Here is a 17081-nt window from a genome sequence, read left to right as displayed (position 1 = left end):
TATGAAATCAATCTTTACCAGATTTTTGAAAATTATCAGTGACAAACGAATTGTGGTTACTGGTACTCTTTTTCTCTTAACAATAGTACATTCAAATGGCGTGTTTGCTTGTGGAGGAACTGACGCATCTGCGGATTTTAGCGTTGATAAGGCCGCGCCTGTAGTCGGGGAAATCGTTACGGTTACGGATCAATCTACAGCGGCGACGAACCACAGTTGGGATTTTGGAGTTGATGCCAATCCTCCTGCTTCAAATGCTGTCGGACCTCATAATGTTCGCTACTCAACGGCTGGCCTAAAAACCATCACTCTTAATGTTGATGCCTCAGATGGTCGGGGTAATTCTGCCGAGGCTCAGAAGAGTGTTCCAGTTTACGGCACCTATTACTACAAAGGTTCAGGCAATCCTTCTATTACAACCAATTGGAATTCAAACCGGGATGGGAATGGGGCTTACACTCCAGCCAACTTCACATCCGGCTATCAAACCTTCATAATACAGAGCGGGCAAACCTGCAGCACGACTGCATTATGGCCGCTTAGTGGCCCAGAAACTAATATTATTTTAGAAGCAGGGGCGACTTTGGTTGCCAATCATGCCATAGGAAATGCCTCATCCGATATTTCTCTAGAACTTGCTTCAAATGCTACATATGAGCACAATAATGGAAGTGGTTTTATCTGGCAAGCTTCAGTAGTTGCTGACCCTACATCAACGATCAGTTATGGTTATGCCGGAGACCAGAGTATTGCGGCTGTGGATTATGGTAACTTAAGAGTTTCGGGTGGAGGGGATAAAACCTTATTGGGAGATGTTGGTGTTACAGGAGATTTAGAGCTCTCCGGAGCCCGGGTTGTTTTGGCTCAAAGAGATTTGACTTTAAAATTAGGCGCATCCTTAATCCCTGGGCAGCCATTCTCTTCTTCCAATATGTTGGTTACAGAGGGAGCTGGTTCGTTTATACGAGAGGGGGCAGCATCCGGCGACTTTTTGGGGATATATCCCGTGGGTAGTGGAGGGGCTTATGCACCCTTTAAAATAGACAATTTAGACAATTTTCAAGTTACTGGTTCAGGTTCCATCTCGGTTAGAACTACTCCTGGTAATGCACCAGGGAGTAATCCTACTGACTTGCAAAGACATTGGATAACCTCTGTGGCCGGAGTTTCTGTGCAAGATGCTGCATTGCGCTTTACTTATGCCAATGGAGAACTGCCCAATACCGTTTCTTATGAAGCTAAGGTGTTTCAAAATGGTTCGTGGATAGATATACCCGGGGGCCAAAACTATGGAGCCAACACATTTGGTGGTTCTGGCATTTCCGACCTGAATGGTATTTGGACCTTACGAGAGCCAGTAATAACCTACTATTCTTACCAGTCGGGCAGCTGGGATAACCCCAACACCTGGACTACGGATCCCTCCGGAACCCTATCTGTTAATGCCGGGGTCCCTTTGCCCACGCAAAGAGTAGTAATTCTTAACGGGCGTAATGTCTCCATCACGGATAATTCACGAGAGATTTTGTCCTTGCTGATCCAGAATGGTGGTGTTCTTGATTTAGGAGCCACTACCGGCCATAGTTTTGGAGAGGTCAGTGGTGAAGGAATCTTGCGTTTACAGACGAATAATTTCCCCGGAGGAAATTTTAGTGCCTTTACTTCGACGCTTGGTGGAACTGTGGAGTATTATAATCCTGCCGGCAACTTCACCTTACAGCGATTGGAATACAATAACCTGACTTTCAGTTTTGGAAATGCAAGTCGTATTGTCATGCTAGCTGGGGATCTTGTTGTAAATGGTGATATGACGGTGAACCGAGGCATCTTTCGAATAGGTAGTAATAACAATGCCCGAAATGTTCAGATTGGAGGCAATGTTCTGGTGGATAACAATGGACGCATTGAATTGGGGACTGGGAATGCCAATCATCGCGTAATTGTGAATGGAGACTTTGCTAATTATGGCGTGGTTCGTTTTACCAATCAAAATGAAACTTTTAACAACAATTACTATACCAACACTCCCAATAATGGTCGTGCTGATGTTGTTTTCAATAACCCAATGGCCGATCAAAGTCTTTATTTGGCCGGGCAAAGTGATTTCTACCGAATAGAAATCGACAAAGGGGTCGATCAGACTTATGTCCTTAATATTGATGCTGCAGCACCTGATAATTTTAAATTGTTTGGGCGAAATGATCTGGAGCCCGGAACAAATGCTCCAAATATCAATAACCCGCATGCCTTAGGTTTACAGGCTGGTACTGTAAGGCTGGGACAAAACATTGTTATTCCTTCTTTGGCAACAGGAACAACTTACACTGTTGATGAGGATGCCATGTTGTGGTTAGATGGTGCCAATGTTACTTATGGCAGCGGAACAACGGGAGATGGCACTACCTTGTTGCTCTACGGTGCCTTGAAAGTATCTGGGACTTCGGTGTTAAACGACAACAGTAAGCAAGGTATTGTAAGTCGTTCCACGGCTTCGATTACCCTCGAAGGCGGAGAAGTCTCGACAGAATGTATAAGGACTTCATATCAAGCAGGTGTACACAGGGGCGCGTTTAATATGTCTGGTGGTGAATTGACCATTAGGGCAGCAAATTTACCTGCCCTTACCGGAATGAATGTTTATGCAGCATTCACCCTGCCTTATCCCGATAATACAATGGATGTTTCGGGGGGAGTTATAAACATCCTTTCGCCGAATCCCCTAAACGGGGGTTCTGGCTCAAACTTTAGTATCTTGATTGGAGCCAATCCCAATAATGTTAGTATTACAGGTGGTGAAATTAATGTTACAGTTCCAAATGGACGTGATGCTTACATGCTCTCAACAGCGCCGCTATGGGATTTGAATATCTACTCAAATGTAACGTATAGGTCAGCCCAACCACGAGCCTATGCTAATAATTCAACTATTCCAGGGTTAGCTGTTCAGCCCTTGGTGGTAAAGAACAACCTGACATTGAACAATCGGGCTGTTTTAACATCGGGGAATGCTAATGCCAATGTTGTTGTTGGTGGAGATTTCATCATCAATGCAAATGCCACCTACTCTCCCGGAACCAATACAACTATTTTTAATGGCAATGGCCCACAGAGTTTTACCAATAACGGCACGCTGACCAACGGGTTCAACAACATGGAACTGTCCGGTAAGTCAGACTTGACCTTGAATGGGGCGGCTTCTCTCGCAGTAAGGGGGACCTTGACTCTTGGAAAAGAAACCATACTGCGTGATAATGGCCGAACTCTTACGGTTGCCGGAAATATTCAGAATAGTGGTACGCATTTTCGACCTGCAACAGGCGCCGGAAGAATTGAGCTCACTGGTAATGGAAACCAAATTCTGTCGGGAGATGGTAATGGTGTTTTCAACAATTTATCCGTTAATAAAAATGGGGGTTCGGTTACAACGGATGCAACCATAGCCGTTAATGGCGATTTACGTTTGGTGAGTAATCACCGCTTTTCGATTGGCAATAACTTGCTTAAGCTGGGGCCCGATGCCAATGTTTACAGTGCAGCAACAGGGACTGCCCAGGCCTTCAATAACAACAAGATGATTGTTACTGGTGGCTTGATGTCCAATGGCGGCGTTCAAAAGGAGTTCAACAACTCCAATGGCTTTCTTTTTCCGTTCGGTTTTGCTGTAGGTGCAACGCATTACTATATGCCGGCCAGTATTCAATATAGTGAGGCGCCTTCTGCCTGGGGGACAGTTACTTCTCGTCCGGTTCATGGTCGGCACCACCTGGCTCAAGGAACCAATAATGCCCTTGGGGCCTACTGGAAGACGACAAGCCAAGGGTTTGAAGGAATACCTTCCAGCTCAGTTGTACATACTTATGCTTATGCAGATGCTTTTGTAGCAGGCAATGAGAACAATTATTTGCCTGCTGTTTATAATTATGGAACGGCCTGGCGTACCATAAACGATGTAAACCTTGTAAACCAGGCTACAAATGTGATTACTTTCAATGCGGAGAGTAATGCCAATGGTGATTATACTGCGGGATTGCCTTCTGCTTTTGAAGGAATCCCGGTATTGTATTCACGTATCAGTGGAGCTTGGAATGAACCCGGAACTTGGAGTACAGACAGTCATTCGGGTGAAGCTGGCTCAGTTGTTCCTGCGGCAAATACGATTGTCGTAATAGGGGAAGAGCATACAGTTACTATGACAGCGAATGGTGCAGAGGCAGGTGCTCTCTTTATTTCTGATGGAGCAACTTTGGATTTGGTGCGTACCAACGGGCATAATTTTGCCGCCTTACCAGAAGAAACGATTACTGGTAGTGGTACTTTACGGATTGCAAGAACTTATTTCCCCAGAGGTGATTTTGGTGAATTCCTTGGGGAGAATGGTGGTACCGTGGAGTATTATGTTTCGGGAGGAAATGCTTACACGCTACCTACGGTTTCGGATGGTACTTCATTGCCTTTAACCCATTACCGAAATCTAGTAATAAATACTTCCGGAGCAAATATTACGCTTCCCAATATTGATTTTGTTGTTTCTGATAATCTGGTGGTTAAGGGGGCCAACCAGGTAAGAACCAATACAGGGGGATCAAGGACTTATGGTGTTGGTGGCAATCTTGAAATAGGATCAGGAAGTCTCGTTTACCGGAATGACCGAGCAACTCGTTTTCTGGTTAGTGGCGATGTTGTTATTCATTCGGGGGCAAATTTTACTGTAAGGAGTGGAGGTAATACTGTTGCTAATACCCTGGAAATTGAGGGGAGTCTTATCAATAATGGCTCCTTTAATATGGTTGGGGGGGCAAGGAATACAGCTACGATTTTTAAAGGGGAACAGGACGCTGTGATTGAAGGTTCAGGCAGTATTTTTAACTTTCACAGCTTAACGGTAGATAAAGGTTCAGATGCCACACCTGTGCTTACTCTCAAATCAGCTATCACCACAGGAGTTACCAATCCCTTCCTTACCTTGTTAAATGGAACCTTCCGGGTAGATGGTGAAGGTTTGGTGGTTACGGTTACCGATGGCTCAACCAGCTTTTCTGTTCCTTCTACCGCAGCACTTTCGGTGAATGCTGGTACTGTGCGCGTGGCTTACGGTAACAACAATGCCAATTTGTTGTTGGCAGGTAGGTTAGAGGTTTTGGGTGGTCGCATGGAAATTGGTGAGGCTACCCAAAATCGAAACAACAGTATTGAATATGCTGCTGCCGGAAAACCTGAGGTGTATGTGTCGGGTGGTACCTTGTATGTAAATGGTCAGATTCGTCGTCCAGCCACCACCACCAGCGGTTCGCTCAACTACATTCAAAGTGGTGGTGAGCTTATCATTGCCGGTCGTAACCGCATGACATCCCGCGGTTTGTTGGAGGTGGCCAATAATGGCAGCTTGTTTAAGGTAAGTGGAGGTCGGCTCATTCTTGCACGGCCTTCTGCCTCAGGTTCTGCTTTTGGTGATTTGTATCTTCGTCCCGCGAGCAATGAGGTGAGTGGTGGAACCATTCAACTTGGAGCCGAGGATAATACCGCTGGTTACAGTTTTGATTTGCAGCTGGGGACGCCCATCTGGAACCTTCAAGTGGGTGCCAATTCAGGGCAAAGCGCATCACTGGCTGTGCTGCCCCTGCAAGTCAAGAACGAATTGTTTATCAGCAGCAATTCTGTTTTCCTGGCCAATGGCTTAGATGTTAACATTGAAGGCAGGTTGGTAAATAATAATATTTCGGCCAGCCGTGGAATCAATGAGGGAGGCTTCCGTCCGGGTGCTGTTTCTCAGACTACACGATTTACTGGAACGGGTTCTCAGCAAATACAAGGGTTTGGCACCAACGTAACAAACTTTGCCAATCTGGAAATTCGAGCAACCATTCTGTCTCTGGCCGAAAACTCCTCACTTTATGTGAACAACAACTTGTCGCTTTACTCGGGCGTTTTCAACGATGGAGGCAACATTGTTGCTGTGGTACGTAACATTCACAATGTGGCCAGGCATGAGAGTCCATCCTCTTCAGGAGGAATTTCTGTAGAAGGAACCCAGGCCCAGACCATCTCAGGCAACAATGCTGTTTTTGGCAATATTTTGATGAACAACAGCAATGGAGCGAATGTGGTAAACAATATCCGAATCAATGGCCATTTGAATTTTACGGCAGGTTCGTTGTACATCGATGATTACTTGCTCACTTTTGGTGAGAATGCTGTCGTTGGAGGCACTCCGGGCAGAAAGCAGATGGTGATGCTCAACGGGGTGTTGTCCGACCAGGGTGTGCGTAAGCTTTATGCAGCTGGTGCAGCAGGTGAGTTCGTCTTTCCTGTAGGCGTACAAGGGAAGTACACACCAGCCGCATATACGGTTTTGGCAAATGGGGCACCCGGTTCAATCACCTTGCGCACCATCAATGAAAAGCATGCCGCGGTTAACGATACCGATGACAATGAGCTGGCTTATTATTGGAGTGTGAAGTCAGAAGGCTTCAGCGGCTTGACGGTAAGTCATCGCTATACCTATGAACAGGATGATGTAAGAGCCGATGAGGAACAATATGTTGGCGGTCGTTATGATTATGAGAATTACACCTGGTATAATTTGGGTGAGGTCGTTGATGCGGCCAACAACACCATCAGTTTTACCGGGGATTACATTACCGGTGAATACACAGCGGGTTATGCGCCGAATTTCGTAACCAAACCTGTTTTGTACAGCCGTGGAAATGGCGATTGGGATGACCCGACAACTTGGGCGATTACCCCTGGTGGGGATGCCGGTGGACTAAGGCCTGATGGCAATCCTGTTATAATTGCCGAAGGACACCTTGTTACGCTGAACGTTGACAATGCCTACACTTATTCAGTGGAATTAAATGGTACCCTCGATATTGGAACAACACTTTATCACAATATGGGGCACTTTTTGGGCGACGGAACATTGGTGATAGGCTCAACCAGTGATGGTAACTTTATTCTACCTGGTGGTAAATTCGATGAATTCTTTGACAATGCTGCTTCTACCATTGAGTTCAAAGGGGATAATGAGGCCAATCTTCCGCTGAAACCCGGTAATATTTACAAGCCCTTCCAGAATGTAGTGCTTTCCGGCTCAGGCCGTAAGAACATCAGTGCCGATGATATGAAAATCAACGGCAACCTGGTTATTCGCAACGGTACCGTCTTAAGTAATGTCAACAACAACAGAACCCTTTATGTTGGGGGTGACTGGATCAATGAAAATACTTCAGTGGGCGGATTCCTGGCCGGACGTGGGACTGTGGTTTTTGATGGCAATCGTACCCAGCAGTTCAAAGTTGAGACAGCAGAGAGTTTTTACAATGTAACGATGAATAACAATGGTGAGTTGGATATGGCTGAAACTGCTGTTGGTGCCAATTTTGTTGTAAGCAATCGTTTGAATCTTTCTCGTGGAATTATTCGCAGTTACGCTGATAAGGTGGTGTATATTTCCAATACAGTTAATAATGCTGTGTCTGGTGGCAACGTCAATTCTTTTGTGGATGGCCCCATGACCAAACGAATGCTCACAGGTCAGTCTTTTACTTTTCAGGTAGGTAATGAAGGACGCTATGGCCGGATGGCTGTGTTGAATACGCAGGGGGGAAGTTCACCAGCAGATTGGACAGTAAGGTATCTTAATGCTAATGATCTTCCCAGGGAGGAGGAGCATCTTAATACACCCATTACGTCGGTTAGTAACAATGAGCGTTGGGTGGTATCTCGTCCCACCGGAGCAAGTGCGAACATTCAACTGCGTTGGGATGAGCAATCTTATCCCGGGGTGACTTCCGATGCCTTGTTGCGCAACAGCTTGCGCGTGGTGCAATTCAATAGTGGGGACAGCAAATGGACTGAGCGGGGACAAACTGTGAATGCATCTGCTAAGACGGTGGCCACTTCAACTAGGGTCACGACCAATGATTATGTGTTTACGCTGGGCTTAAGTGGAGTGACAGCAACCATCAGTGATTTTACTCCGGTGGAAATCTGTAACAATGGGGCAGTGGCTTCCATTCCCGTTGTATTGTCGGGTTCGGCGCCATGGACTTTGAGTTATCGGGTGACTGGTGCATCTTCAACTCGTAATTTTACACAGACCGGTATCACTTCGCCCAACTATGTTATTCAGCTAACGGGTGACGATTTGGCTGGGGCAGGGAGTTATTCGGTTGCCTTGGTTTCGGTGTCCGACCAATCCGCTGTTGGAATCGCTAATGGCGGGTCGGTGAACCTGCTTGTTCAAGAGACCTCGGTCCCGGTTATCACAGGGGCTGCTTTGGTCGGCCGTAATGAGGTGCGCAGTTATTCTACTCCTCAGAATGGAGCTAATACCTATGTGTGGAGCTGGGTGGGGACGAGTGGCGGCACCATAGCAAACACCAATAACGCTGCAACCAATATTACTTTTGGTAACAGCACAGGAACCTACCAATTGCAATTAACCGAAACAACTGCGACAACTGGATGTGAAGTAACCACAGTGTTTACAGTTGAGGTAACCAATATTCCCGTACCAGACATTGCCCCGGATGAGCCCAATATTTGTGCGGGAACTGCCGTGACTTATAGTACTGCGGCCATAACTGGAAATGAGTACAAATGGACCGTTACCGGAGGAACTGTTCAAACAAGCGGGGCCGGCAATTGGAGAACGGTAGCCGGTGGAGGCAATTCAGTTACTGTCCTTTGGGGAGCAGCAGGCAATGGCAGTGTTAAAGTGGAAGAAAGAGTAGGGGCTACCAGTGTACAGGGAGAAACAACGCTGGATGTAGTAGTTAGTCCCGCTGTAAACGCTCGTACGGTAGCAATTCAAGATGCGGAAGTTTGTGACGGCAGCAGCACTTTTGTTCGTGTTGAAAATTCAGAACTGAGTGTATCGTATCGTCTCAAGAATACAGCTGATGGAACTTATATGGGGCCATCAATAGGAGGAGACGGCAATGACCTTTTGTTGCCCACCGGTGCTTTGTTTGCAAGTGAGGCGCCTTACCAGGTTGTTGTAGAGGCCTTTAACCTGGCTTGCAGTATGGATATTTCCGCCGGAACTGTAAATGTCTTACCTGCTTTAAATGTGGCCTTGAGCAGCGATGCAGCAGCTAATGCCTTTTGTGTGGGAACTGCAGTTGGTTTCTCTGCCACTCCCGGCTATAGCCAATATGTTTTTGTAGTTGATGGTACCGCCTTTGATAATGGTAACCAAGCGGTGTTTACCACCAATGCTTTGGTGGATGGTTCAGAGGTCTCGGTGCAGGCTTTGGCAGCAAATGGCTGTTGGGGAGAAAGCGAAACGCTGACCATGCAAACTGCAAATATTGCAGGTATGTGGACCGGCATCGCTGATTCCGATTGGAACAATCCGATGAACTGGTGTGACGGTCAGGTTCCGGTAAGCAACAGTAATTTGGTGATATCTTCAAAAATGGTGCACGAGCCTGTTGTGGAGGATGAAATAACTTTGAGTAATCTGACCATTCAAAGTGGTGCTGCTTTGTGGCTTGAGGGTGGTTCAAGGGTCGATTTGTTGGGTAACTTCCATAACGATGGTGAATTGGTGCTGAACAACCGCTACGGCATCAATGGTATGGTTTCCTTAATGGATAATTCTTCCATAAGTGGAGCAGGGACCAACAGGATTCGATTGACGACTCCGCCCAATCAGTGGTTTTATTTGGGGAGTTCGATAAAGGATGGCATATTCTCTGATTTTAGTGCAGGAGGGGAAGGTATCATCATTAATGTTTATCGTCAAAGACAATGGTGGGGCATTAAATCCGGCCTGGCTTCGAGGGCCCTTTGGTCCTTGGAGGGAATGGTAACCAATTTGCTTCTGGAAGGAGCTGATGACCGCTTGATTGAATACACCGGGGAATTGAATAAGGAGGCAGTGAGTAGGGCCTATCCTGAGCGTGGATTCAATTTGGTAGCCAATCCTTACCCAACCTTTATCAGTTGGGAAGCCAATGCAGGTTGGGAGAGACCAAACGTGGATGGGACCATTTGGTATCGTGGAAAAATTGGAGATGAGATGGCCTTTATTACCTACAATAAGGACGTCTTGGTGCCTAACGCCAAGGTGGCTTTGTATCCCGATACGGAGGTCACCTTTACCAGTGAGGAGGAGTTGTCTCTTATTCCTCCTATGCAGGCTGTGTGGCTTAAAACTCTGACCGATAATGTAACGGTAACCATTAAGCCGGAGGCCCGTGCGCACAGTATCGAAGGCTCTATGCTGAAAAGTAGTTCGTCTTCGGAAGGTGATGTTATACGTATTGAAACACGAAATGCTTACTCAAGAGACGGTGCTGTGCTTTATTTCTCGGAAGGCGCCATCGAAGGAGTGGACCGCGGGGATTCTGAAAAGTATTTTAATGACTCGAAGCGGGTTCCTGAAATTTATACGCGTTCGGGGTCAACGGCTTTGGCCATTAATGGTTTGCCCGTGCTGAGCGAAAGCGTCCACGAAGTGCCCTTAAGTGTGCGCAATCAGGTGGCCGGGGAGGTCAGCATGCAGTTCGACCTGAGGTATTACCATGCCGACCATGCCATTTATTTGGAGGACAAGGTTACCGGTGCTATGCTGGATGTGAGCAGAACAAACAGTTATTCTTATATGGCTGATGCAGAGGGTGATGTTCACGATCGTTTTGTGCTTTATTTCTATAAGGTGACTACTTCGTTAGATTTAGTGGGTGACGGAGAAGTTGAAGCCGGGAACGCCATTCAGATTAAGAGTGTGGGGACCAAAGTGTTGGTGAGTGCGAATATGGAATTAGTGGCTGAAGGTCCTGGAGTCATTGAGATCTATTCGGTAGCTGGAAGTAAGTTGCAGGAAGTTCCGGCCAACAGCAGTCGCACCTTGGTGCTTTTGCCCAACGAAAGTGGAGTGTATATAGTTCGGGCCCGTTTTGGCAACCTAGTAAAGAGTGAACGGGTGCTGACCAGTGGTAACTTCGAGTAAGGGTATTGTCAGAAAGCAAGTAATAAAAAAGACCGGTTCTCACCGGTCTTTTTTATTACTTGCTTTCTGCTAAAGCAGGGTTCGAATTTCCTCTACAATGGATGGGTCTGGTTTAAAGGCGCAATCAAAGATGGGGATGTTTTGCGTAAAGTCGAGCACCTGATTCAGGTGACTGGTGGTTATTTCCCGGCTGTGAAAATGCTGAATGCAGTTGCTCATGACCCGCATTTGTGCTTTGATGCCTTGAAGCGGGGTAATGAGATTGTGGGGGGACTGCCGCAGCAGAAATATTTGATCGACGGGTGCTGTCATCGGCTGCTGGGCATACCATACCATGGGGGTACTTAAGGCATGCCATTGTTTGTCGATTTTGTGCAGCCAAAGCCGGTCGTCGTTGATGATTTCAGCCCCCTTTTGTTGCCATAATTTCGCCATGGTTGATTTCCCGGTTCCGGAGACGGCAGTAAACAGTCGGGTTTTTCCGTCCACGTCGCGTACTCCGGACGCATGCAGGAGGAAGCCGCCTGTCAGGTGGGCAAAGTACACCAGTAAAAGAGAACCCAGGGGTTGCAAGAGGGGGTCAATGCTTAGAACTTCGTTGAGCTGGGTCCTTTCGAAATGAACCCGGATGCTCATCTTCTCCAGGTCCAGAAAGGCGGTGATTTTTCGGATGTTTTCAGGCTGGTGAAAGTCGGCCACTAGTACCAGCAAATGAGGCGCTGCTCCCCAAACAGACCAACGGTAGGGCATTTGGTCGGGGTCACTGGCCTGTCCTTCAAAAAGTAATTGGTAGTCGGCCGGTAAGTCGATGCTGCTTGCCGTATAATGGCAGTTGAAGGTTTTTACGGGTGTCAGTAGGGGCGCAGTAAAATGCGCCGAGGGCAGCAGTTGAGGAGCTATGTCTGCTTCAAAAGAGAGGTTCAGCTGGACAGGGCCAAGAAAAAGTTTCATTGGCGGTTGTATGGTTTAATATCTCGGTTCTGAGGTGTCGCCGAAGGGACTGGTGGGACTCTGGTAGCTTCTGGGGCCATAGTCGGGCTCTTTTGGTGCCGCAGAGGCAGGTAATCCTCCTTCACCTATGTCTCCCTCCCCTCCTGTGGTCGGCGTCTGTAAACTTATCGCAACGTCAATCTCCACCTCCTCGATTTTGGGGGTGGTGTAGGATTTTTTGATTATATGTTGGTAGGATTTTTTCATTGGTGGTGTTTGGCGTAGGGGGTTAGGGGATGAGTTCTATGATTTGTTTGTCAAGGGCTTCGGTGATAAAGTTTTGGAGGTCGTTTGACAACACTTCCTGTTCTACGTCAAATTGTGCTAAAAGTTGCTCTTCTACCTGATTGATTGTGTTTTGACCGTTAAGGGCTTCGATGATGGCGGTGCCGGTCTCGTTGAGGGTAAGCACACGGGTCATGTCGGCCACGCTGTTAACCAGGGGTACAATAACCATTTCGTCGCCCACTTTGCGGGTAACGACTTTTTCGCTGCGCACTTGGTATATCGCCTCTGGTTTATGCACCTGTGTGGTTTAGGTTCCTGATTTTATTTCAGCTTACAAATATGCAATTTTTTGCATTAATACAAGGCATCCGTAGGTGTTTTTTGACAGTTGTTACTATCTTTTAGATAAGCGTTTGGCTTTTTTGGACGACGCGGGGTTTATTCTTCGTCTTCTTTTTTGCCGGCGAGGGCGCGCCAGTACTTTTTGATGAGCTGGCCAATGTGGTCAAATTCTTCGCGGAAGGAGAGGCCGATGCCCTGGGTGGTGGGGGAGGTTTCGTAGATGAGGTCTTCGTTGGAGCGGGTGTAGGCGCGGGCGCGCAGGGTGCCGCTGGGGTTGAGTTTTACATCGAGATCGAAGTCGCCCACCATTTTACTGGTGTTGGTTTGGTACTTACCTACGCCCACGTTGCCGTTGACGGTTACGCGGTTGTTGAAGAACTGGGTGCTGACGGCCATTTCAAATTCTTCGCTGGTGATGTTGTCGCCGGGACGGTAGGCCACGCCAAAGTCGAAGTCGTTGCTGATGGACGACATCCAGCGGCTGACCTGGGCGGAGAGCATTTCGGTGGTGGTGACCAGGGCGGCGTTTTCGCCGCGCTGGCTGCTTTGGTCGTTCATGCGCATGTGCTCGGGGGTGTAGAAGCGGTTGAGCACGAGCAGACTCAGTACCTGGCGGTTGAGTTCTTCTTCGCTGGATATGTAGTCGAGTACGAGGGCTTCGCGACTCTCATCAATGGTGGGCATTTCAATGCCGAAGCGGATGTTGGGCTGTTGCAGGGGGCCGCTGAGCATCAGGTTGGTGTGGATTTGCACGCGGCGTTGCAGCTCGTTTTGCTCGGCGTTGCTGCCGGTGCTGGTAACGGGGTCGAGCAAATCGCTGAGGGCGGCGCGGAGCTTGTACACGGCGGTGATGTCGATTTCGGCGTTGTAGGGGTCGCCCTGCCACGCTACGGTGCCGCCCTGGTTAATGACAAACTGCTTGTTGATGAGGTTTTGCAGCGAAAAGAGGTATTCTCCCTGCTGTATGGTGTAGTCGCCAAAGAAGCGGAGGTTGCCCTGGCGGTCGATGCGTATCTGAAGGTTGCCGTTGCCGGTGCTTTTGAGGATGTCGCCGATGCGCTCGTCGAAGATGATTTGCACTTCGGCATCGGGGGTGGCTTCGATGTTCATTTCCAACTCGAGACCGGTGAGGTCCACACTGTAGTCGGGCGTCTGCACGGCGGCGCCATTGCCGTTGGGGTCGCTGCTGCTGTTGTTGTTGCCCACAAAGCGAATGAAGTTGGTTTCGAGGGCGGTTTCGGTGGAGCGGATGGGGATGAAAAAGCGGGTGTTGGGTTGGGTGCGACCGTTGATGGTGAGGTTGATGTTGTCGAGCATGCCGTTGATGTTCAGGTTGCCGGTGCCGTAAACGGTTCCGTAGTAGTAGGGATTGTCCTGCCGCCGGGTGTTGAGCATGAGCATGTTGTTGGCGCTGATGCGCAGGTTAAAGTCCATGTCCTTAAAGCTTCCGTTGTGAAAGATGGAGCCGTTGAAGTGGCCGCTACGGTTGTGGCGGTCGCTCACCAGCATGTTGCGGAAGCGCATTTCGTTGGGGTAGAAGGTGACCGAATCGCGCACCTGGTAGTCGGTTTTGAGCAGGTCCACCCTAAAGCGACCGTCGTGCAGGGCCACGCTGCCGGTGAGGTAGGGCCGCGTCAATGGGCCTTTCAGGTACATGCGGCCGGAGGCGTAGCCTTCGATGTCTTGCATCACTTTAACCAGGAAGGGGTCGAGGAAGCCTACACTGAGGCGGTCGAGGTCGAAATGGAAGTCGAGCAATTGGTTTTCGGGATGGAAGAGGCCGCTGCCCGTCAGGGGCTCGTGCCCCTGATGGTCGATGCGGGTGCTGACCAGCAGGGCGTTGGCTTCGCGGTTCCAGGAGCTTTCCAGACTCAGCGTGCCGTATTGGGTTTGGTTAAACATGAAATCCTGAATCCGGAGATCGCTGGTCAACAGGGGTTCGCGGTAAAAATCGCTGAGCGAGAGTTGGCCGTTGATGGTGCCGCCGAAGGAAATTTTGCTGTCGGCCTTGGTTTGCAGAAACTGGTCCACATTCAGCTGATTGAAAAGTAGTTGGAGGCCGTCGGGCACCTCGCGGTGTAAAAAGCCGTTGAGGTGAACAAACTGGTTTTGGTGTTGAATGCGGAAGTCGCGCACGCTCATGCCCTTTTTGTAGAAGGTGAGCTGCGACTCGCTGATTTGCCAGAGACTGTCGGCCACCAGAATGCTGGAGGGCTGCAGGTGAATGGCGGTGTGCCGCTCCTGGTCGGCATCGCGTGTAAAATGGGTGGTGCTGTAAAGGGCGCCGCTGTAGGTCTCCAAATCCCAGTTGTTCCAGAAAATGTTGGTGCGGAGACTGTCGTTTTGGGCCCGCTGGTGTACCGAAAAGTTGTAGAGGTCGGCCAGCTCGCCCATGCGCAGGTTGCCGGCACGGGTAACGAGCGAGAGGCCATCGCTGTCGTTGGCCCGGGCACGTACCCGAATTTCGCTGCTTTCGAACTTGTTATAGCCCAGGTGGTCCATTTCCAGATCCAGCTCGAGAGAGGGTGGTTCGCTGCGGAAATGCCCCTGCAAATGCCCCTGGTCGGCCATGTTGATTTCGGGCAGGAAGACCGCCAGCACCTGGTTCATTTTTTTCAGCCGCAGGTCAAAACTAAAGTCGTTGTCGGGGGTGCTTGCCGCCGGTGTGCCTTTATCGACATAGGCCGGCAGGTAGTGCTGAATAAAGCCCATAGCGGTGCGCCGAAAGTGGCGAAAAAGGTATTTTCCGGTGATTTCGCCATCGGCATAAGCCGAGCGCAGCGTCAACTGTTTATGGTCCTCCAGTCGCTCGGCCCGCACCGATATGGAGTCGAAGTCGAGGCCGACGGCGGGGGTATAGAGCAGGCCCTCGCGCAGCACAATCTCGCCCACCAAATCGTCGAGGTTGTTGCCCTCGAAGTTGGTCTCCAGCACCACCGACAATACGCCGTCCTTCATGCCGGGTACCAGATTGAGGCGGTCGAGCTGGGCGTTGCGAATGGCGGCCATAAAGTCGAAATGCGCCACGCGGCCCGACATGTCCACGGTTCCTATAAAATCCAGGGCGCCGTTGGGGTCGTTCAGTCGCACATTTCCGTCGAATTTCTGGTGGGTCAGCAAGCCCTGCACCGTAATGTCGTGGTAGTGGTAGTCGTTGAACTCCAGTTCTTCGGCCTTGCCATCGAGAATCACAAAGTAATCGGTCTTACTGCTGCGACTGCCGCTGACTTCCATGTCGAGCGACACCCGACCCAGGGCGGGGTTGGCATTGATCATCCGCCCCAGGTTGAAATCGCTCGTGTTAAGCAGTCCCCCAAACAAAAATCGCTCTTCCTCAATCTTGATGCCGATGTCGGTGTTGATGCTGCCCAGGGCCGAGCTGAAGCCTCCGTAGGCCACCAGGTTGTTGATGAAGCCTGTGATGGTTCCCTTGTAGCGAATGGTTTCCAGTTGACGAAAGGACTCGGGAATGGCGGCCTGCTCGCCCACAATGAGCAGCTCCAAATCGGGGATGCTGGTCTCCATATTTTCGATGTCCATATACAGGAAGGCCTCGTTAAAGTTCGATAGGCCGCTGATGTCGAAGCTGGTGTGGAGGACGGTGCCGCTGCCAAAGCTGGCCTGGATGTTGCGGCCCTTCAGCTGGTCGAGCGAGCCGAAGATTTCTCCGCTGAAGGAGAGGGGACTCTCCAGAGGCGGAAAGGCCGGGAAGTAGTGGCGGATGTCCTCCGGATCGACAATAAGTTTGTGGATGTTACCCCTGAAGGGCACATCGTAGCCATTGACCTCCGTCTGCCCCAGCGGCAATTCTATAGCCTGAAAATCGACGAGGGAGCGCGCCGTTCTGAACGAAAGCTGATCGATTACGATTTTGTCGCTGGCCAGGTAGCCCGTGCTGCGAAAACCGTCGATGCGCAGACCGGTAGCTTCCCGCAGTGAAAAGTGCAATACCTCAAAGGACAGGGGTTCTCCCGGCTCGGAAGTACGCCGGATGTTCAGCTTCAGGTCTTGAAAATGCAGCTCGTCGGCAGCAATGCCCGGGTTTTGCAGGGCATTGTGGGCAAAATCGAGGGTGCCGTTTTCAATATCGATGCCCCGAACCGAGTATTGCCACAAAACGGTATCGGGCCGGTTTTGGCCCAGCGAGTCGAGCAAAAAGCTGAAGTTCATTTTGTCGCCATGCTGGTACAAATGCACTTCGGGCTGATTAAAGTGGATACTGCCCAGGTAAAGGTGCTGGTGGCGCCACGAAAAGCGATCGACGCCGGCACGCAGCGAGGCCGCATAAAAAAGCGTATCCTTTTGCTGGTCGAGCACCAAAAAGTCGCGCAGCCGAATGCCGGTAAAGGGCGTCACACTCACCCGGCCAATACTGATTTCGGTATTGAGGTCGGCCGACAGCCGGTTGGTAATGCTGCGCACCATGCGTGTCTGAACCCCTGGCAGCATCAGTACCAACGAGCCCAGCATGGGTAGTCCCACCACGACCACCAACACCCACAATAATATTTTTCGCGATTTTTTGATAGTTTTGCCCTTGTTACGCAATTATGCAAAAATA

General features: G+C 49.5%; 5 protein-coding genes. 1 reads left to right on the top strand and 4 read right to left on the bottom strand.

Annotation, left to right across the window (positions count from 1 at the left end; genetic code table 11):
- The first annotated feature begins 1 nt into the window (after nt 1).
- Nucleotides 2-10960 (top strand): hypothetical protein, encoded by a 10959-nt coding sequence (locus B4W65_RS14515; protein ID WP_146697803.1) that lies wholly within the window; start codon nt 2-4, stop codon nt 10958-10960.
- A gap of 69 nt (nt 10961-11029) precedes the next feature.
- On the opposite strand, the gene B4W65_RS14510 is transcribed toward B4W65_RS14515, so the two are convergent.
- The 4 genes from B4W65_RS14510 to B4W65_RS14495 all read right to left on the bottom strand — a co-directional run bounded on the left by B4W65_RS14510 (nt 11030) and on the right by B4W65_RS14495 (nt 17068).
- Nucleotides 11030-11911, bottom strand: a complete 882-nt coding sequence (locus B4W65_RS14510; RefSeq protein WP_088655896.1) for a hypothetical protein — start codon at nt 11909-11911, stop codon at nt 11030-11032.
- Nucleotides 11912-11926: 15 nt separating this feature from the next.
- Nucleotides 11927-12097: a hypothetical protein gene (locus B4W65_RS17325; RefSeq protein ID WP_158522856.1), complete on the bottom strand. Its 171-nt coding sequence runs from the start codon at nt 12095-12097 to the stop codon at nt 11927-11929.
- Between the two features lie 82 nt (nt 12098-12179).
- The gene (locus B4W65_RS14500; RefSeq protein ID WP_146697802.1) at nt 12180-12476 is read right to left on the bottom strand and encodes a PqqD family protein; all 297 of its coding nucleotides are present in this window, start codon (nt 12474-12476) and stop codon (nt 12180-12182) included.
- Between the two features lie 140 nt (nt 12477-12616).
- Nucleotides 12617-17068, bottom strand: a complete 4452-nt coding sequence (locus B4W65_RS14495) for a translocation/assembly module TamB domain-containing protein (RefSeq protein ID WP_449404140.1) — start codon at nt 17066-17068, stop codon at nt 12617-12619.
- Between the last annotated feature and the right edge of the window lie 13 nt (nt 17069-17081).

This window comes from Geofilum rhodophaeum (assembly GCF_002210225.1).
Classification (GTDB): Bacteria; Bacteroidota; Bacteroidia; order Bacteroidales; family Marinilabiliaceae; genus Geofilum; species Geofilum rhodophaeum.
Note: the sequence above shows the minus strand (reverse complement) of the source record. Positions and strands in the feature narration are given on the sequence as shown.

What these genes read in the sequence shown, in the direction of transcription:
- B4W65_RS14515 (WP_146697803.1), top strand. Translation starts at nt 2, where the DNA reads ATGAAATCAATCTTTACCAGATTTTTGAAAATTATCAGTGACAAACGA.
- B4W65_RS14510 (WP_088655896.1), bottom strand. Translation starts at nt 11,911, where the DNA reads ATGAAACTTTTTCTTGGCCCTGTCCAGCTGAACCTCTCTTTTGAAGCA.